The following is a 17,620-nucleotide window of genomic DNA, read 5'->3' as shown; positions in this document are numbered from 1 at the left end:
AGCGATGCAAAACTGCAGCACATGCGCGCGCCAGCACCACTACGCCTGGTATTGCGAAGCATGCCCATGCGCTCTGCCTCCAATATCAGAAAAACGGAGTACCTATGTCTGACGATTTTCTCATCCCGTCGCCATCGCGCCGCCGCTTCATGGGCGCGACCGCGGCCGCCGTGGCCGCAGCCTCGCTGAGCCAGCTGGCGTTCTCGCAAACCCTGCAAGGCATCACCGAAGTCAAGTCCGCACCGAACGGCGACAAGACCGCGATTCGCCCGCTGCGCGTGCATGTGCCCGAAGCGCAGCTCGTCGATCTGCGACGCCGCATCAAGGCCACGCGCTGGCCCGACAAGGAAACAGTGAACGACGATTCGCAAGGCGTGCCGCTCGCGATGATGCAGGAGGTCGCCCGCCACTGGTCGACCGACTATGACTGGCGCCGCTGCGAAGCGAAGCTGAACGCGCTGCCGAATTACGTGACCGAAATCGACGGACTCGATATTCACTTCATTCATGTGCGCTCGAAGCACGAGAATGCGATGCCGCTCATCGTCACGCACGGTTGGCCTGGCTCGGTCATCGAGCAGTTCAAGATCATCGATCCACTGACCAATCCCACGGCTTACGGCGCGAGCGCCTCAGACGCCTTTCATCTGGTGATTCCGTCGCTGCCGGGCTATGGCTTCTCGGCCAGGCCGACCGAAGTGGGCTGGGGCCCCGAGCGGACCGCGCGCGCGTGGGTCGTGCTGATGAAGCGCCTTGGCTACGACAAGTTCGCGGCGCAAGGCGGCGACCTGGGCGGTATCGTCGCGAACGTGATGGCCAAGCAGGCGCCGCCTGAACTGCTCGGCATTCACGTGAATTTCCCGGCGACGATTCCGCCCGAAATCGCCAAGGCGCTGCAAGCCGGCTCGCCCCCGCCAACCAATCTCGGCGACGACGAAAAGCACGCCTACGAGCAGCTGGCGAGCGCAGCCAAATCGCGGCGCGCCTACGCGCTCGAACAGGGCACGCGCCCGCAAACGCTCTATGGGCTCTCGGATTCGCCGATCGCGCTGGCCAGCTGGCTGCTCGATCACGGCGACGGCTATATCCAGCCGGCTGCGGCGCTCACCTCGGCCGTATACGGGCGCGACGTCAACGGCGAATCGGCTGGGGCGATGACGCGCGACGACGTCCTCGACGACATCACGCTCTACTGGCTGACGAACACGGGCATCTCGGCCGCTCGCTTCTACTGGGAGTCGCACTTCAATTTCCTGGCCGCCGCCGATGTATCGGTGCCGGCCGCGGTGAGCGTCTTCCCACGCGAGAACTATCAGGCGCCGCGCAGCTGGACCGAGCGCGCCTATCACGACCTCATCTATTACAACCGGCCCGACAAGGGCGGCCACTTTGCGGCGTGGGAACAGCCGCAACTGTTCGCGCAAGAGGTGCGAGCGGGCTTGCGGCCGCTGCGGCAGCAATAACGCGCTGCCATCTCTCCAAGGCGCCGGGACGCGACTTCCGGCGCCGACCTGAAACCGAAGGAACATCCGACATGAAATTCAACGACACTGCGCCTGTATTGGCGCCCGAGAACACGCCGCCGCTCTGGCTGGCGAGACTGGCAGACAATGCAACGCTGGAAGCAACCGTCCTGAAGCGTCCGATAGAGGGCCGCGCGGACATCCTTTCCGTGATCAGACATGCCGTTTCTCTCTATGAGTTCCAGCATCACAGCTACAAAGGGGAAATCGGCGACAGCCTCTATCTGGAGTCCTACCGGTCGCAGATCCACGGACAACCCATCGAGACCGTAGTCGTCGCGCATTTAAACGAGAACGGTGAAACGGACTCGGTCGTCATCAACCACCGGCCGCTCGAGGCTGCGCTGCTATTTTCGGCACTGATGTGGGAGCGGGTAGACGAACGATTCCGCGACTACTATTTGAGCGGACCGGAAGCGGCGGCCATGAAAACGGCGTAGTTCGGCAAGCGGCGTCGAGCCGCCTGCGGCCGTCAACGCATGAAAGCAAAAGCCTGCTCGGCAAACAGAATGACCGCAACCACGATCATCGTCGCGCCGGACAGCTGGCTCACCCTGCGGGCAGCCGTTGGCCGGGTCGTCAGAATGGCCTTCGATCCCACGCCGACGACGGAGTACACCGACGCGCAATTGATCATGTGCAGCAGACCCAGCGCCACGATCTGCGTGGAGACCGGCCACAAGGCATCGCGCCGCGTGAACTGCGGCAGGAGCGCGACGAACAACAGAATGGCCTTCGGATTGAGACCGCTGATCGCGAAGCCGCGCAACGTCCATCGCCACCGGCTTCTCTCGTCCTGCGCCCGTCCAGCCGGGAGTTCCGAAGGCCGCATGAATGTCCTGATACCGAGCCAAACCAGGTAGGCCCCGCCAACGGCAGTCAGTACGGGAAGCACGCCGGGGACGCTCATCACCAGCGTTCCCACACCTGCTGCCACGATCAGCGTGATCGCGAGATAGCCGGCCAGCATGCCGCCAACGGCGGGTGCGACCGCGCCGCCGCGCAGTCCCGCCGAAATCACGTACGCCCAATCCGCGCCGGGGACCATCACCAGCGAGATCGATACGATCCAGAACGCCGTCAACAAACTGGCTTCCACTTCTACACTCGCTTCCTGTCAGGCGGGCGCCACCGCCCGAAGGCGCAAATGGTAGGGCCTGGGACGCGAAAAGTGCTCCCTATGTCTTGCGTGTTGCGGGCGCTGAACGCTAATATTTAGCGCATGGACGCGATCGATCGAAAAATTCTTGCTGAGATCCAGCAGGATGGACGAATTTCCCTCACCGAGCTGAGCGAGCGGGTTGGCTTGAGCGTCTCCCCATGCCAGCGGCGGCTGCGCGCGCTGGAGAGCGAGCAGGTGATCAGCGGTTACCGCGCCACGATCGACGCTTCGGCAGTCGGCCTGAATTTTTCCGCGATCGTCTTCGCGACCTTGCGCGAAGGCAGCAGTGAGAACGTGCAATCGTTCGAGGACGCGCTCATCGACATTCCCGAAATCACGCGCGCGGAGCGTCTGTTCGGCGAACCCGACTACATGCTGCATGTCGTCACGCGGGATCTGAAGGCGTTCCAAACCCTCTATGATCGCCGGCTTCTGCCGCTGCCGTCGGTACTGCGGCTGACATCGACGCTCGTGATGAAGAGCATCTTTCAGGACCGGCCGCTTCCGTTGTGATCGTGCCTTGACGTTAGCGTCAAGGAACCTCCTTTGTCACGCTGCTTGCACTCCTGGCTGGATTTGCGCGAACTGCGCATTGAGTACGACACAACCTCCCCGACGACCGGTCCGCAGCACCCCCTTCGCCCGGCGAGGCACTCCGCACGACCGGCAACGCATCAGGAACCGCACATGAATTCAGGCAAATCAACCAGACGCGGGCTGCCAGGCAAGCGCGAACTCGAAGCGATGTCGGCGTTCCGGTATGACCTGCGCAAGTTTCTGCGGGCGTCCGAAGAAATCGCCAACGCCGCGGGCATCACGACGCTCCAGTACCAGTTGCTGCTGCACGTATGCGGCTTTCCCGATCGCAACTGGGCGACCGTCGGCGAACTAGCGGAGCGGTTACAGGCGGCCCCGAATGGCACTGCAGCGCTCGTCTCGCGCTGCGAATCGGCCGGGCTCGTGACGCGCAAACCCGATCCCGCCGACCGGCGCCAGGTGCAGGTCCATCTCACGGCGAAGGGCGAGATGTTCCTGCTCGAACTCGCGGCCGAGCACAAGGCGGTCTATGGCGCGTTCGGCTGGGTGTTCGACGAGGCCGGCAGCTAGCCCTTCCCGCAGCGGATCTATTGGTCTGGCGCGGGGGAAAAGGCAATTTATGTCACAATGTGCCTTAAATGCCATTTTCTCCGGCCATCCATGCGATTTTCGAACATTTTTGATCGGCGCACGATTGTGCGAAGCCATCGGCGCTGGCGCTATTTCGGCGTCTTCTGGGCCGGCGCCATCGCGACAGGGCTCATCGCAGTCATGTACGCGCGGCTCATCGACTTCGGCTTCGACGTCTTTGTGAAGATGACCGCCCATAACGGGTGGTTGCCGCTTGTCATCACGCCGGCCATCGCCGCGTTCAGCGTCTGGGCCACGCGCCGCTGGTTTCCGGGTTCCGAGGGCAGCGGCATCCCGCAGGTCATCGCGACGTTGCACGATGTGCGCGGACTCGGCCCGCGCCTTCTTACGCTGCGCATCCTGATCGGCAAGATCGCCCTGTCGTTTCTCGCGATTCTCGGCGGATTCACGATTGGCCGCGAAGGGCCGACCATCCACGTGGGCGCGGCGCTCATGTACAGTCTGCGGCGCTTCTACCCGGCGCGCCTGCGCAGCATGTACGGCGTCGGCCTCGAATACAAGCTCGCGCTCGCGGGCGCGGCCGCCGGACTTTCCGCTGCGTTCAATGCGCCGCTCGCGGGCGTGGTCTTCGCCATCGAGGAACTCACACGCAGCTTCGAGGCGAAAACCAGCGGCGTGATCATCACGGCCATCATCTTTGCGGGCGTCGTCTCACTCGCGCTGCAAGGCAACTATGTGTATTTCGGCACCATCGCCATCGGCGGCCATTTTCCCGATCTGCTCGCCGTCGCCGTCATTCTCGTCGGCGTGATCACGGGCGTCGCGGGCGGCGTGTTCTGCTGGCTGCTGCTCAATACCGAGCGATGGATGCCCGCACGCTTGTTCATTCTCCGAAAGGACAGCCCCGTAGCGTTCGGCGCGCTGTGCGGTTTGTTCATCGCCGTGATCGGCGTGGCGAGCGGCGGCCACCTGTTCGGCAGCGGCTATTCGGAAGCGCGCGGCATGCTCGAAGGCCACTCGCAGCTCGGCGCCGCTTATCCTGTGCTGAAAATGGCCTCGATGGTGGGCTCGTACCTGCCGGGCACGCCGGGCGGCCTTTTTGCGCCGTCGCTGGCGATCGGCGCCGGCATCGGCAATGCGCTGCACATGGTGTTCGGGCAGATGCAGCTGCCGATGCTGATCGCGCTCGGCATGGTCGGCTATCTGGCCGCCGTCACGCAAAGCCCGATCACGGCATTCGTCATCGTCATCGAAATGATCGACGGGCACGCACTCGTGATCTCGTTGATGGCAACGGCGCTCGTGTCGAGCCAGGTCTCGAAGCTGTTCGCGCCGCCGCTGTATGAAGCCCTGGCGCATCGCTATCTGAAGCAGTGACGCGCGCTGAGACGTCCGTTCGTGAGAACGGACGTCTACCCAAACCCCCGCCTCTCTTTGCTCGAGCCATCCGCGCTCGCCCGCCCCGGCCACCGAAAGCGCACTTCACATCGTGAAATTCAGCTTGAATTCCCGAAGCGGCGCCGTTTCGCTTTGTGAAAACATGTTCTACAGCGCAAAAATTGTTCGCTATCTAGTTGATAAATAAGGAATAAATAACTCATATGTCTTATATAAGACTTTGCTGCGACGCATCAGGAAGCCCCTACAATTGAGCCATGCAGTTCGCTTCGACGTACGTGGCGGCACGCTGAACCCCTTTCATTCAATCGCGCTTTGCTCTTCGGAGACTTAGGAGATACACATGGCTCAATATCAGGACGACATCAAGGCAGTGGCTGCTTTGAAGGAGAAACAAGGCAGCGCCTGGAATGCCATCAACCCCGAATCCGCCGCACGCATGCGGGCCCAGAACAAGTTCAAGACGGGCCTCGACATCGCGAAGTACACGGCGAAGATCATGCGCGCCGACATGGCCGCCTACGATGCCGATCCATCGAAGTACACGCAGTCGCTGGGCTGCTGGCACGGCTTCATTGGCCAGCAGAAGATGATCTCCATCAAGAAGCACTTCAACAGCACCGAGCGCCGCTACCTTTACCTGTCGGGCTGGATGGTGGCCGCGCTGCGCTCCGAGTTCGGCCCGCTGCCGGACCAGTCGATGCACGAGAAGACCTCCGTCAGCGCGCTGATCCGCGAACTGTACACCTTCCTGCGCCAGGCCGACGCCCGTGAACTGGGCGGCCTGTTCCGTCAGCTGGACGCCGCTGTTGGCCCGGCCAAGGCGGCCATCCAGGAGAAGATCGACAACCACGTCACCCACGTCGTGCCGATCATCGCCGACATCGACGCGGGCTTCGGCAACGCGGAAGCCACCTACCTGCTGGCCAAGCAGTTCATCGAAGCGGGCGCATGCTGCATCCAGATCGAAAATCAGGTGTCCGACGAGAAGCAGTGCGGCCACCAGGACGGCAAGGTCACCGTGCCGCACGAGGACTTCCTGGCCAAGGTCCGCGCGATCCGCTACGCCTTCCTCGAACTGGGCGTGGACGACGGCATCATCGTGTGCCGTACCGACTCGCTGGGCGCCGGCCTGACCAAGCAGATCGCCGTGACCCACACGCCGGGCGACCTGGGCGACCAATACAACTCGTTCCTCGACTGCGACGAAATCGCGGCCGACGCGCTGGGCAACGGTGACGTCGTCATCAAGCGCGACGGCAAGCTGTTGCGTCCGAAGCGCCTGCCGAGCAACCTGTTCCAGTTCCGCGCCGGCACGGGCGAAGCACGCTGCGTCCTCGATTGCATCACCTCGCTGCAAAACGGTGCCGACCTGCTGTGGATCGAAACCGAAAAGCCGCATATCGCCCAGATCGCCGGCATGGTCAACGAGATTCGCAAGGTCATCCCGAACGCCAAGCTGGTGTACAACAACAGCCCGTCGTTCAACTGGACGCTGAACTTCCGCCAGCAGGCGTATGACGCGATGAAGGCCGCGGGCAAGGACGTGTCGGCATACGACCGCGCCCAGCTGATGAGCGTGGAGTACGACGAGAGCGAACTGGCGAAGGCCGCGGACGAAAAGATCCGCACCTTCCAGGCCGACGCGTCGCGCGAAGCCGGTATCTTCCATCATCTCATCACACTGCCGACGTATCACACCGCTGCGCTGTCGACCGACAACCTCGCCCGCGAATACTTCGGCGACCAGGGCATGCTGGGTTATGTCGCTGGCGTGCAGCGCAAGGAAATCCGTCAGGGCATCGCCTGCGTCAAGCACCAGAACATGTCCGGCTCGGATATCGGCGACGACCACAAGGACTATTTCAGCGGCGAAGCGGCGCTGAAGGCGGCGGGTAAAGACAACACGATGAATCAGTTCTGACACCTGTCATTCCCGACGTAAAAACGCCAACTCAATCGGGTTGGCGTTTTTTATGCGTCGCCGGGACCTCAGCCGCAGGAACGAAGAATGCGACTCCGGAGGGGGATTCAACCACCGGAGCGCACAATCATGTCCCATCGACTCAAAACAGGCGATCGCGTCACGTGGAACACCCCGGAAGGCATGACGACGGGCACGGTCGTCCGCCGTATCATCAGGGATACGGAACTGGAAGGCCACACTGTCGCCGCGTCGAAGGACGACCCGTATTACGAGGTCGAAAGCGAGAAAGACGGTCAGCACGCGGTGCAACCCGCCGATGGACTGGAAAAGGTGCACAAGCACTGACCTGCGCGGAATTACATAGTCGAATTCGTCGGCCAGTAGCTCGACCTCATTGAGGGACAGGCTCTCAGTTCCCTGATACAACTCGAAACGTTCTGTGCACGATGAGTCGGTAAACTTCTCGTGCGGGCATGCCAATGGCTTGCCAAAACGCACCTGCTGTTACCCCTCATCACCCTTTCCCCGGCACGCGGCGGTACGCCCGCGCCGGGGAATATGACCTGGAACGTATTGTGGACGACCGATTCGACCGGCGCGAACTGTTGCTGCACCTTGGAGATGTTCTGGAAGCGATGCGCAACGTCGGCGCGACTCAAGCCTTTTCGCCCGTTGCGCTCCTTGCTTCGCGCGAGCCTTCCTTGCAGGCGTTGCCCTTTCTGCAGCACATGTCGCCTCGCTTGCGCGCAAGAGATTTTCTTGAACGGGCCGCAAGCGCCTACGCGAGCTGGCCAAGGGCGCTTCTGGAGACCGAACTCGATCGCGCCGAGCTCGCCTCGACGGTGCAGCGCGAACTCTTCGCGGACGATCCGCTAGCTTGGGCATCGTACGCCGCCTACATCAGGCAGAAGGTCAGCTGGTTCGGACTCGAACTCGATAAGTCGGCGCACGCCTCGACAGCGGTGAACGATGATGACGAGGAGAACGGCGGAACTTCACCTACGCCTGCGATGAAGACGGGCTGGCCATGGAAGCCGATCGAGTAAGCTACGCTCCCCCCGCTTCGCTAATGTGATCGCCCGCGAGACCCCACCACCGAGGAGTTACCCATGCCGCTCGCTACCGCTACTGCCAGCCTCGCCGCCGACGCGCCCAACTACGTCGTCGCCATCGAGGCCGGCCGCCACCCGCTGACCGGCGACGAAGGCCCGCACGAAGGCGGCCAGGACCGCGGCCCCGCGCCATTCGCGTTCGTGCTGTCCGGGCTTGCCGCGTGCACGGCCGCCACGCTGCGCATGTACATGCAGCGCAAGACCTGGCCGGCCGCCGCGATCGCCGTCGAGGTCAGCCTGCATGCGGATCACGACGGGACCCAGTACATCCGGCGCGGCGTCGCAGTCGACGGACCGCTTGAAGAAGCGCAGCGCGCGCGCCTGGCCGAAATTTGCGAAAAGACGCCCGTCACGCTCTTCATCAAGCGCGGCACGCGCATCGACACGACCTTGCGCATTGGATGAACGTCATGGATCAAACCGGCGACTTCATCGTACGCACCATGTCGACCGACGAGGTGGCACTGGCGGTCGAATGGGCAGCCGCTGAGGGCTGGAACCCCGGGTGGCACGACCCGCGCTGCTTCCGTGAAGCGGACCCGGACGGCTTCCTCGTCGGCGTTTTGCGCGGTGAGCCCGTCGCGAGCCTCTGTGCCGTTGCGTACGACGACAGCTTTGGCTTCATCGGCCTCTACATCGTGAAACCCGGATTTCGCGGCAAGGGCTTCGGCATGCGCATCTGGCAGCACGGCATGCGTTACCTGGGAGACCGTAACATCGGTCTCGATGGCGTCGTCGCCCAACAGGCGAACTACGGGAAGTCCGGATTCCGGCTCGCGTACCGCAACATCCGCTATCAGGGGCGCGTGAGCGGCATCGGGTGCGCGTGTGTCGTGCCAGCCGCCGACGTGCCGTTCGAGCAGTTGCTTGCCTACGATCGCGCCTGTTTTCCCGCGGGGCGCGAGCGTTTCCTCCGCGCCTGGATCGCGCAGCCGGATGCCGTTGCGCTCGCAACGGTCGAGGCGGGCCGCGTTGCCGGATACGGCGTCGTGCGTCGCTGCGAGGCGGGCTGCAAGATCGGGCCGCTCTTCGCCGACGATGCGGACGTCGCCACGGGCCTCTTTCGCGCGCTGGCGGCGAGCATGCCGGGCGAGGTCATCGTGCTCGACGTGCCGGAGACGAACCCTGCGGCCGTCGCGCTGGCAGAACGGCACGGTATGACGAGCGTCTTCGAAACCGCGCGGATGTACACGAAAAACGCGCCCGCGATTGCGATCGATCGCGTCTTCGGCGTGACGTCGTTCGAGGTAGGTTGACAGGTCTAAAGCTCGAGCCGCTGAACATAGCCCGTGAGTTCGAGATAGCCGCGTCCCAGCGGTTTTCCTGCGGGTTTCGTCGCGGTTTTCTCAGCATCGGTGCTCGCCGCGTCCGCCTGAAACGCCGTCACCGCCCCCTCCCAATACACCGCGCCGGTGGTCGCGCGGCTGTCGAACTCCTGATCGTCCATGAGCGGCGCAAGCGTCAGATGCACGTCCTGCGCATCGACGCGCATCGCCACCGGATACTGTGCACCGGTATGCGGCGAACGCCACTGGCGCAGCGGCGTGAAGCGGATGCTATCGGGCGACAGGTTATGCGTGCTGCCATCGGCGGCGCGCAGCGTGCCGCCAGCCCAGAACTTGTGGCCTGCCTTGTCGCGAATCTGCAAAGCCATGAGCGCGCCGCCGTCGTCGAAGTTGATGCCGATCCAGTCCCAGCCGACCGCGCCGTCTGCGAGCGGCGCCGACGACCATTCGTGATCGAGCCACGCGTGCCCTCGCACGTGCCCGGCATGGCCAGTCGATTGACCACCGCGCTTGAGCATGCCGTCGACTTGCAGCCACGGCACGCTGTAGTAGTAGCTCGCCTCGTCCGGCAGCGGGCCTTTGCGGCTGTACCCGCCCTGCCCGTTGACGAGCACCGGCTGCGTCGGCGCCAGAGTCAAGGCGAACGTGAAGTCGGGCGTAGCGACGTTCAGGTGGTAGCGGCCATCCGTGTTGCGCTCGATCGACCAGTCGTCGATGTGGACTGCCGTGTCCGTCTCGCTCGCTTGCGCGAGACCAAATCCGCGGCGCGCAATCCGCTGGTCGTGCTGCAGCTTGCCCGCGTGCGGATCGCTCAGCGCCACGTTGGCGAACAGCAATTGATTCGGCGCGAAGCGGCTCGGATTCGCTTCGTCGAGCGCGGGGCGCGTGCGGAAGAATGTCGCTTCGAAGCCCAGCGATGCATCGGCAACCGCGTCGGCGTCCGGTTGCAGCCAGCCGGTCACGTACCACCATTCGGTGCGGTAGCTCGAATGCGCGCCATAGTCGCGCGGGAACACGAGCGGCTGTCCGCTCGTCACCGCCGGAAAATCCGGCATGCGCGCCCATGCAACGCCTTGCGACAGCGCGGCGAGCGACGATAAGAGAAACGTGCGCCGTCTCATCGCGTCACCAATCGTCGCGCACAGCGCGCACCGCATCGACCGACATCGCGGCGCGCGAACTCAGGAGCGCCGTGAGCGCGGCGGCCACGACGACCGCCGAGGCCAGCGCCGCCAGCAATCCCCATGGCATATGCACACTCATCGTCCAGTGAAACGATTGCGGGTTGACGACATGCACGAGCACCATCGCGAGACTCAGGCCCAGCGTCAAGCCGGCAAGCACGCCGAGCAGCGCAACGAGCGCACCCTCCATCGCGAGCATGAGCCCGATCTGGCGACGCGTCACGCCGATATGCCGCAGCATGCCGAACTCGCGCGTGCGGGCGAGCGCTTGCGACCCGAAGCTCGCGCCGACGCCGAACAAGCCGATGATCACCGCCACCGCTTCCAGCAGATACGTCACGGCGAAGCTGCGGTCGAAGATCCGCAGGCTCGCCGCGCGGATCTCGCCCGGCTGCGCGAACTCGAGACGCTGCCCGCCATGCACGCTCTCGCGCAAGCGTGCGATCGCTTGCGCCGGCGCCACGCCCGCGTCGAGCCACAAGGCGGCATCGGTTACGCGCGTGTCGCGGGTCAGCCGTCGATAGTCGCTCGCGTCGATCACGATGGCCCCGAACTGGCGTGCATAGTCGCGCCAGATGCCGGCCACCGTAAACGGCAAGCGCTGGCCCGCCAGCGGCAGCGTGATGCGTTGGCCTGTGTGCATCCCGTACAGATCGGCGGCCGCCTCGCTGATCCACACCGGCGGCGGCTCGCCCGCTTGCGGTACGCGAGGCGCAGTCGTCAGCGGCAGGCGCGCGGCGGGGTTGTGCGCATCGATGGGTCGCGCGAGCAGGCTCACGGGCGGCAGGCGAGCATCTAGCGAGATTTGCGTCGCGCGCAGAAACTCGGCGCGCGCGATACCGGGTGTCGCTGCGATGACTGCCTGATCGCCCGGCGAAAGGAATGCGCTGTCGCCGCCCGGCGAAGCGCGCAGATAGAGCGGCGCGGGCAGCAGCAACTGCAGCCAGTCGTCGACGGCGACGCGAAAGCTCGACACCATGATCGCCATCGCCGTCATCAGGCTGAAGCTCGTGACGATGCCCGCGAGCCCGATCGTCGCGCGGCCGGGGGCATTGGCGAGCTGCGCCAGCACGAGCTGCGGCAAGACATGATTCGAGCGCGGCAGCACGGCGAACGCGGCGCGAGCGAGCGCCGGCATCGCCAGCACGCCGCCCAGCAACAACAGCGCGATGGACAGATAGCCGAACACCGGCAAGCCCGCCACGGGCGGCAATAACGCGGTGACGAGCCCGGCGGCGATCGCGAGCAGCGCCGCCGTGACGGTGCGCTTGGTACGCAGCCGGGCGGCCGGCGCTTCCTCGTCGCCCGCCTTCAGCGCCCGCGCGGGTCGCGCCCTCGCGGCTTCGAGCGCCGGCGCGAGACTGCCGAGCACCGACGCGGCCATCCCCAGCGCAAAGAATATTGCCGCCGGCATGGCATCGAAATGCACGCGCGGCTGCACGCCTTCGAAATAGCCGCCGCCCAGATCGCCGCCCGCATAGCGGAGCACGGCCGCCGCGAGCGCGAAGCCGATGGCGAGCCCCGCCGCCGCGCCGAGCACGCCGAGGATCGCGCCCTCGGTGACGACGAGCCACAGCACGCCACGCTGCGTCACGCCGATCGCGCGCAACAGCGCAAACTGCGCGCGACGCCGCAGTACGGCCAGGGCCTGCATCGTGAAGACGAGGAACGCCCCGGTGAACAGCGCAACGAGCGCGAGCACGTTGAGATTCGCGCGATACGCACGCGAGAGCATCGAGGTGCGCCGGGCGTTGTCACCCGGTGTGAAGGCGGCGACACCCGCGGGCAAGTGCGGCGCGAGCGAATGCGCGAACACTTCGGCATCGACACCCGGCTTGAGCTTGATGTCGATGCGCTCGAGTGTGCCGAGCCGCTGCAGGCGCCATTGCGCGGCGCCGATGTCCATCACGCCGACACGCACCGCATCGCCCGAGGCCGGCAACACACCCGCGACGCGCAGGGCGACCGAAGCGAGCCCGACCTGCACCGTGAGCGAATCGCCAGGCTTGAGCGCGAGCCAGCTCAGCGCGGCTGGCGAAAGAAATACGGTGTCCGGGTCGAGCAGATCGAGCGTGCTGGCCTTCGTACCGTTCGTGCCATGCGTGCCATGCGTGCCATTCGTACGATCGGCCAGTTCCACGCGTCCGACGAGATTCGGCGTGACATACCCTGCGCGAAACACATCGACGCCGAGAAGTTTCAGCGACTCGTCGCGTCCCGCCACGCGCGCATCGACCTCCACCACCGGGCTGACCGCGGCGACCTCGGGCAAGCTGGCAATGCGCGGGTACAGCGCTTCATCGAAGCCCGCGCGCGGCCCGCGCAGCTCGATATCCGCATTGCCCATCAGCGAGTTGACAGTGGCCGACAGCTCGTTGAGCGCCGCGCGATTGATCAGCTGCACCGCGTAGCCCATCGCGACGCCCGCGGCAATCGCGAGAATGCCGATCAGCGTGCGCAGCGGATGCGCGCGCATTTCCCCGGCGATGAGCGCCGCGCCGACGCCGCCAGCAGGCGTGCGATCGCCCCGGCAACGCGATGCGGCAGCGTCGCGCGATGAACCCACGGCACCGAACCAGCGCATCGCCTACGCGCCGCCTGGGCCGGGCGAGTACGGCTCGAGCCCGGCGGGCGTGAGCCGCAGCACGCGGTCGGCGGCAGCCGCCACGGCGACCGAATGCGTCGCGAGCAGCACGCCCGCGCCGTTCTTTTGCGCCAGTTCGCGCAGCAGCGCGAGGATGCGCATCGCCGTGTCGTGATCGAGATTGCCGGTGGGCTCGTCGGCCAGCACGAGACGCGGCTGATGCACGAGCGCGCGCGCGATCGCTACCCGCTGCAACTCGCCGCCCGACAATTCACGCGGCAGCGCGCGCTCGCGCCCGCCGAGCCCGACTGCATGCAGCACGGACGAGACGCGCACCGGCACGTCTTTCGCCCGCATGCCGTTCAGGAGCAGCGGCAGCGCGATGTTCTGCGCCGCCGAGAGGTTCGGCAGCACATGGAAGGCCTGGAACACGAAGCCCATCTTCTGTCGGCGCTGCAGGGTGGCCGCGTCGTCGTCGAGTGCGCCGAGGTCGTGTCCGTCGAAGACGATCTGTCCCGCGTCCGGCCGGTCGAGACCGGCCGCGAGATTGAGCAGCGTCGATTTTCCGGCGCCCGATTCGCCCATGATGGCGACGCATTCACCCGAGCGCAATTCGAGATTCACGCCGCGCAGCACGTTGCGCGGCGTGGTGCCGTCATAGTGCTTCGATACGTTGGCGAGCGTCAGCATCATGTCGAACCTAACGCAGCGCCTGTCAGGCGGGCCCCATGTCCTGCCGCGGCGACGTCGCGGTCGTGCCCGGCCGGCGCAGCATCTTGTCGACCTCGCCCGCGTGCAGCTCCTCGACCTGGATCATCTGGCGCGCGTACTCTTCGAGCGCAACCGAGCGGTCTGCCACGAGCGAAAGCAGCTCGCGGTAAAGACCGAGCGCGATCTGTTCGGCCTCGAGCGATTCGCGCAGGATGGCCCCGATATCGAAGGTATGGGAATCGAGCAGCGGACCGATGGCGAGCGACGGATACGCGCCGAGCGTCGTGATCCATTCGCCGGCCTGCTGCGCATGCAGGAGCGACTCGTCCGCCTGCTGCCGCAGCCACGAGACGATCGGAATGCGGCCGAAGCCGAAGACCAGGAACGAATAGTGCGTGTACCGCACAACGCCCGCCAGCTCGGATTCGAGGATCTTGTTCAGCACGGCGACGACGGGCTCCTTCTCGATCTCAGTCATGTTGCCTCCCATGCACGGCAAGTAAGCGGTGTGCAACGTTCATAACACCTCCGTCTCGCGGAAATCTCGCAGAAAGCGTGTGCAAGCGCACTGACGAATTCGATTGTTGCACTTATCGCGGTTCGCCGCTGCAATCGATCAAACGAGCCTCGAGCAGGCGCGCAAGCGCCAGGCCGCCTTCGCGCATGATCGAATCGTGATTCCAGCGGAATATCAACCGCACGAGGGGCGCGAATGCGAGCGCGCTCATCCACGCACTGGCCGTCCTGACATGCCAATCGTAGCGCACCATCGTGCGGCTGCCGTCGGCCGCGAAATGCCAGCGCCCCACGCCCTCCAGCGCGCCGCTGGCCTCTCCCTCGAGCGCGAGGAGCGGCGCGACGCGCGTGACGCGAACGTCGATGATCACGCGATAAGGCAGCACGCCTTTCCACGTGTAACGATGCACCGCCCCCAGCCCGTCGGTCTCGCCCGCCCGCAACTCGCGTACCGCTTCGACGTTCTTCCACCAGCTCGGCCAGTTCATCGAATCGTGGATCGCGTCCCATACCGGCTGCACCGGCGCCTCGATGCACCACGAGGTCGTCAGACGGAATTCCGCCATCGTTCGTTTCCTCCTTGTCTGCGCCAGGGCCAGGTGTGCGTTGCGCGATGCGAAGCCGTGCTCCAGAATGACCCATCTTCCACCTTCGAGTATAGGAGGGGCCAATGACGCTCACAGACCGGGATTTCGTGGCCGTCGCACAGGCGCGCTTCGATGCGCTCGCAAACTACGAGGTCACGTTGAAATCGACATCGGCGCGAGCGGAAACGGTCGAGGTCCTCTATGGCTACCGAAAGCCCGGCTTCGTGCGGATGGACTTCATCCGGCCGCATGGCGGCGCGACGCTCACCTTCAACCCGGAATCGGGCAAGGTCAAGCTCTGGCCGTTCGGTATCGACACATTTCCGCAGCTCACGCTGGCTCCCGACAATCACATGATTCAGAGCCCGCAGGGTCATCGCGTCGACGAGTCCGATCTCGGCGCACTGCTAGTCAATGTCCGTGCGCTGCAGGAGCATGGCGACACCCAGGTCGTCGGCACCGAAGCGATCGGCACGCACGAGGCGGCGCACGTGATCGTGACGTGCCTGCCCGGACACTTCGTGAGCGGCGTGTTCCGCTATGAGTTATGGTTCGACTCGAGCCATGGTTTGCCCATCAAGGTCGTGAGCGAGGGCGAGTCATGCGAGCCGATCGAAACGGTGCTGATGGAAAACCTGCGCATCGACGTGCCGGATTCGCAGCTCAGGCCGTTCGGCTAGTCGCGCAAGCGATCACTGGCATTGGGGATGTCACTGAATCCTCAGGTTAATCAAGGCGTAAACATGACATCCTAAAATGCCTCAACCGCTTAGGATGCCAAATAACCAGCCAGCCCAAGCGTGCGCGACGAGCCAGCTACCGTCGGAAATATACGTCTGATCCCCCAATCGTTGCTAACGCAGTTAATCGCGATTCCCTCGACGGAACCTACCGTGAGCGGCCCGCTCGCCTGCGAACAGGAAGCGGTGTCGCTCTGCCCGAAAGGTATTCCCGTTCGCTGGATCGAAGGGACATGGCATGTTCAGAAACCTTATCGAGTTCGCAAGACAGGTGCGGCGCAGCGAAGACTTCAAGAATGCGCTCAATACGCCGGCCCGCCTGTCCCTGCATGCGAAGCAACGCCTCAACCGCGGCCACTTCGTCATAGAGATTCGCGCAAATTCCGGCTTCTTTTCCGTTATGCAGATCGTCCTTTGCATCCTCCTGTATTGCGACGAGAAGCGTCTGACGCCCGTTATCTCGGCGCGCGGTGGAAGCTATGGCGACGCGCAAGGCAAAATCGACTGGCTAGCCGAATACTTCGAAGACCTCGCACCGTCCGCCTTGCCGGATGCCGCGAGGGCTGGTTTGCGAACGTCGATCGTACGCGATCTCGGCGATCTGGGCTTTCGCCGTTACGAAGCCGGCCTCCGGCTGGAACGGGCGAGTGCGCTATTCCTGTCGAACTATCGGCCACGCGAATCGATCCGGCAGGAAGTCGCGCGCATCAGCGAGCGGCTCGATATCGGCGCCTCGACGCTGGGCGTCCATTTTCGTGGCACAGATAAAAAGTTCGAAGCCCATACGATCGACCGGAGTGCGTTTTGCCGCATGGTCGAGAAAACCCTTGCAGACGATCACCGGCTCACGAACATCTTCGTCTCCAGCGACGAGCAGGCGTTCCTCGACTTCTTCCGGAAGTGGGGCTTCACTGTGCCCGTCAACGTCGCGCCTGCGACGCTGCTCGCGAGCGGCGAGAAGCCTGTGCACTTCAGCGGACATTCCGGACTCGCAATTGGCCGCGAAGCACTGGTCGCGAGCCTGCTACTCGCAAACTGCGGCCATTTGATCAAGACGCCCTCCTATCTCTCGGGATGGTCGAAGATCTTCAATCCGTCGCTGCGGGTGAGGCTCGTCGTGCCTCCCCGCAACAACGCATTCTGGTTTCCCGATAGCCAGATCTGGACCGAACAGGCCAGGCGCGACCACGACCTGGTGATGCCTGAAATCGAAGACGCGCCTTTCGACTCGCCGTTCACGGCAACCGCGACGACGCCAAACGCGGGAGCCCTCCGCCGACCCATCGATCTTTGAAGACGTATCATCGAAGCCAGAACGCAGGGCGAGGGCAATTGCGAGCATCGTCATGAACTGGCTGGCCAATATCGTTCTCGTGCTACATGCACTGGTCGTACTCTTCATCGTCGGCGGCTTGCTCGCGATCTGGGTGGGCGCCTGGCTCGGGCGCGCCTGGGTACGCAACCGCGTGTTCCGTCTCACGCATCTGCTTGCGATCGGTGTCGTCGCCCTTCTTGCGGTCCTCGACCTCCCGTGTCCGCTCACGGTGCTCGAGGACTGGCTGCGTACCGGGCACGCCGGACCGCAGGGCTTCATCCAGTACTGGGTCAGCGACTTGCTGTACTACGACTTGCCCGGCTGGGTGTTCGCGACGGCCTATGCAGGATTCCTGCTGGTCGTGGCAGCCACCTGGTTTCGTGTCCCGCCGCGTTCGTGACGGCAATCGCGCATCGATCTCCAGCCCGTAACGACAGTGGCGGCACA

The 17,620-nt window shown here is 64.4% G+C and carries 19 protein-coding genes; 13 read left to right on the top strand and 6 right to left on the bottom strand.

What is annotated here, in order from left to right; translation table 11 throughout:
* The first annotated feature begins 104 nt into the window (after positions 1-104).
* Together AB3X99_RS16390 and AB3X99_RS16385 are read left to right on the top strand one after the other, a co-directional pair.
* Complete coding sequence (locus AB3X99_RS16390) at positions 105-1,463, top strand: epoxide hydrolase family protein (protein WP_368617515.1); 1,359 nt, start codon at positions 105-107, stop codon at positions 1,461-1,463.
* A 71-nt stretch (positions 1,464-1,534) separates the two neighbouring features.
* The gene (locus tag AB3X99_RS16385; protein WP_368617514.1) at positions 1,535-1,963 is read left to right on the top strand and encodes a hypothetical protein; all 429 of its coding nucleotides are present in this window, start codon (positions 1,535-1,537) and stop codon (positions 1,961-1,963) included.
* Between the two features lie 32 nt (positions 1,964-1,995).
* On the opposite strand, the gene AB3X99_RS16380 is transcribed toward AB3X99_RS16385, so the two are convergent.
* Positions 1,996-2,610: a LysE family translocator gene (locus AB3X99_RS16380; protein WP_368617513.1), complete on the bottom strand. Its 615-nt coding sequence runs from the start codon at positions 2,608-2,610 to the stop codon at positions 1,996-1,998.
* A 135-nt stretch (positions 2,611-2,745) separates the two neighbouring features.
* Between AB3X99_RS16380 and AB3X99_RS16375 the strand changes: the two genes are divergently transcribed.
* From AB3X99_RS16375 to AB3X99_RS16340, 8 genes are all read left to right on the top strand, one after another.
* Positions 2,746-3,198 (top strand): Lrp/AsnC family transcriptional regulator, encoded by a 453-nt coding sequence (locus AB3X99_RS16375; protein WP_069262125.1) that lies wholly within the window; start codon positions 2,746-2,748, stop codon positions 3,196-3,198.
* A 174-nt stretch (positions 3,199-3,372) separates the two neighbouring features.
* Entirely contained in the window at positions 3,373-3,792 is a 420-nt protein-coding gene (locus tag AB3X99_RS16370) for a MarR family winged helix-turn-helix transcriptional regulator (protein WP_069262126.1), read from the top strand.
* A 90-nt stretch (positions 3,793-3,882) separates the two neighbouring features.
* A complete protein-coding gene (locus AB3X99_RS16365) occupies positions 3,883-5,190 on the top strand; it encodes a chloride channel protein (RefSeq protein ID WP_368617512.1) in 1,308 nt (435 codons plus the stop codon).
* Between the two features lie 364 nt (positions 5,191-5,554).
* The gene (locus tag AB3X99_RS16360; protein WP_368617511.1) at positions 5,555-7,135 is read left to right on the top strand and encodes an isocitrate lyase; all 1,581 of its coding nucleotides are present in this window, start codon (positions 5,555-5,557) and stop codon (positions 7,133-7,135) included.
* A 129-nt stretch (positions 7,136-7,264) separates the two neighbouring features.
* Positions 7,265-7,483: a DUF2945 domain-containing protein gene (locus tag AB3X99_RS16355; RefSeq protein WP_069262129.1), complete on the top strand. Its 219-nt coding sequence runs from the start codon at positions 7,265-7,267 to the stop codon at positions 7,481-7,483.
* Positions 7,484-7,617: 134 nt separating this feature from the next.
* Positions 7,618-8,184 carry a hypothetical protein gene (locus tag AB3X99_RS16350; protein WP_368617510.1) on the top strand — a complete coding sequence of 189 codons (567 nt, stop codon included), beginning with the start codon at positions 7,618-7,620 and terminating at the stop codon, positions 8,182-8,184.
* A gap of 63 nt (positions 8,185-8,247) precedes the next feature.
* Entirely contained in the window at positions 8,248-8,655 is a 408-nt protein-coding gene (locus tag AB3X99_RS16345) for an OsmC family protein (protein WP_368603165.1), read from the top strand.
* A gap of 5 nt (positions 8,656-8,660) precedes the next feature.
* Complete coding sequence (locus tag AB3X99_RS16340; protein ID WP_368617509.1) at positions 8,661-9,506, top strand: GNAT family N-acetyltransferase; 846 nt, start codon at positions 8,661-8,663, stop codon at positions 9,504-9,506.
* A 5-nt stretch (positions 9,507-9,511) separates the two neighbouring features.
* Here AB3X99_RS16340 and AB3X99_RS16335 read toward each other — a convergent pair whose 3' ends face one another.
* From AB3X99_RS16335 to AB3X99_RS16315, 5 genes are all read right to left on the bottom strand, one after another.
* Positions 9,512-10,657, bottom strand: a complete 1,146-nt coding sequence (locus tag AB3X99_RS16335) for a lipocalin-like domain-containing protein (protein ID WP_368617508.1) — start codon at positions 10,655-10,657, stop codon at positions 9,512-9,514.
* A gap of 4 nt (positions 10,658-10,661) precedes the next feature.
* A complete protein-coding gene (locus AB3X99_RS16330) occupies positions 10,662-13,304 on the bottom strand; it encodes an FtsX-like permease family protein (RefSeq protein ID WP_368617507.1) in 2,643 nt (880 codons plus the stop codon).
* A gap of 3 nt (positions 13,305-13,307) precedes the next feature.
* Entirely contained in the window at positions 13,308-13,994 is a 687-nt protein-coding gene (locus AB3X99_RS16325; protein WP_069262422.1) for an ABC transporter ATP-binding protein, read from the bottom strand.
* A gap of 25 nt (positions 13,995-14,019) precedes the next feature.
* Positions 14,020-14,493 (bottom strand): bacterioferritin, encoded by a 474-nt coding sequence (locus tag AB3X99_RS16320; RefSeq protein WP_069262423.1) that lies wholly within the window; start codon positions 14,491-14,493, stop codon positions 14,020-14,022.
* A gap of 112 nt (positions 14,494-14,605) precedes the next feature.
* Positions 14,606-15,097, bottom strand: a complete 492-nt coding sequence (locus tag AB3X99_RS16315) for an SRPBCC family protein (RefSeq protein WP_069262132.1) — start codon at positions 15,095-15,097, stop codon at positions 14,606-14,608.
* A gap of 104 nt (positions 15,098-15,201) precedes the next feature.
* On the opposite strand from AB3X99_RS16315, the gene AB3X99_RS16310 reads away from it, so the two are divergent.
* The 3 genes from AB3X99_RS16310 to AB3X99_RS16300 all read left to right on the top strand — a co-directional run bounded on the left by AB3X99_RS16310 (position 15,202) and on the right by AB3X99_RS16300 (position 17,573).
* Entirely contained in the window at positions 15,202-15,798 is a 597-nt protein-coding gene (locus AB3X99_RS16310) for a hypothetical protein (protein WP_069262133.1), read from the top strand.
* A 298-nt stretch (positions 15,799-16,096) separates the two neighbouring features.
* Positions 16,097-17,152: a hypothetical protein gene (locus AB3X99_RS16305; protein WP_368617506.1), complete on the top strand. Its 1,056-nt coding sequence runs from the start codon at positions 16,097-16,099 to the stop codon at positions 17,150-17,152.
* 52 nt (positions 17,153-17,204) lie between these two features.
* A complete protein-coding gene (locus AB3X99_RS16300; protein ID WP_368603170.1) occupies positions 17,205-17,573 on the top strand; it encodes a DUF2784 domain-containing protein in 369 nt (122 codons plus the stop codon).
* The last annotated feature ends 47 nt before the right edge of the window (positions 17,574-17,620 follow it).

It is taken from the genome of Paraburkholderia sp. BR10882 (genome assembly GCF_040948855.1).
Lineage (GTDB): Bacteria > Pseudomonadota > Gammaproteobacteria > Burkholderiales > Burkholderiaceae > Paraburkholderia > Paraburkholderia nodosa_A.
This window is presented reverse-complemented; position numbering and strand designations above follow the sequence as displayed.

Coding starts and splice junctions, on each gene's coding strand:
- AB3X99_RS16300 (WP_368603170.1), top strand. CDS start 17,205: ATGAACTGGCTGGCCAATATCGTTCTCGTGCTACATGCACTGGTCGTA.
- AB3X99_RS16370 (WP_069262126.1), top strand. CDS start 3,373: ATGAATTCAGGCAAATCAACCAGACGCGGGCTGCCAGGCAAGCGCGAA.
- AB3X99_RS16350 (WP_368617510.1), top strand. CDS start 7,618: ATGGCTTGCCAAAACGCACCTGCTGTTACCCCTCATCACCCTTTCCCC.
- AB3X99_RS16315 (WP_069262132.1), bottom strand. CDS start 15,097: ATGGCGGAATTCCGTCTGACGACCTCGTGGTGCATCGAGGCGCCGGTG.
- AB3X99_RS16320 (WP_069262423.1), bottom strand. CDS start 14,493: ATGACTGAGATCGAGAAGGAGCCCGTCGTCGCCGTGCTGAACAAGATC.
- AB3X99_RS16330 (WP_368617507.1), bottom strand. CDS start 13,304: ATGCGCTGGTTCGGTGCCGTGGGTTCATCGCGCGACGCTGCCGCATCG.
- AB3X99_RS16375 (WP_069262125.1), top strand. CDS start 2,746: ATGGACGCGATCGATCGAAAAATTCTTGCTGAGATCCAGCAGGATGGA.
- AB3X99_RS16310 (WP_069262133.1), top strand. CDS start 15,202: ATGACGCTCACAGACCGGGATTTCGTGGCCGTCGCACAGGCGCGCTTC.
- AB3X99_RS16360 (WP_368617511.1), top strand. CDS start 5,555: ATGGCTCAATATCAGGACGACATCAAGGCAGTGGCTGCTTTGAAGGAG.
- AB3X99_RS16325 (WP_069262422.1), bottom strand. CDS start 13,994: ATGCTGACGCTCGCCAACGTATCGAAGCACTATGACGGCACCACGCCG.
- AB3X99_RS16390 (WP_368617515.1), top strand. CDS start 105: ATGTCTGACGATTTTCTCATCCCGTCGCCATCGCGCCGCCGCTTCATG.
- AB3X99_RS16335 (WP_368617508.1), bottom strand. CDS start 10,657: ATGAGACGGCGCACGTTTCTCTTATCGTCGCTCGCCGCGCTGTCGCAA.
- AB3X99_RS16345 (WP_368603165.1), top strand. CDS start 8,248: ATGCCGCTCGCTACCGCTACTGCCAGCCTCGCCGCCGACGCGCCCAAC.
- AB3X99_RS16365 (WP_368617512.1), top strand. CDS start 3,883: ATGCGATTTTCGAACATTTTTGATCGGCGCACGATTGTGCGAAGCCAT.
- AB3X99_RS16340 (WP_368617509.1), top strand. CDS start 8,661: ATGGATCAAACCGGCGACTTCATCGTACGCACCATGTCGACCGACGAG.
- AB3X99_RS16305 (WP_368617506.1), top strand. CDS start 16,097: ATGTTCAGAAACCTTATCGAGTTCGCAAGACAGGTGCGGCGCAGCGAA.
- AB3X99_RS16385 (WP_368617514.1), top strand. CDS start 1,535: ATGAAATTCAACGACACTGCGCCTGTATTGGCGCCCGAGAACACGCCG.
- AB3X99_RS16355 (WP_069262129.1), top strand. CDS start 7,265: ATGTCCCATCGACTCAAAACAGGCGATCGCGTCACGTGGAACACCCCG.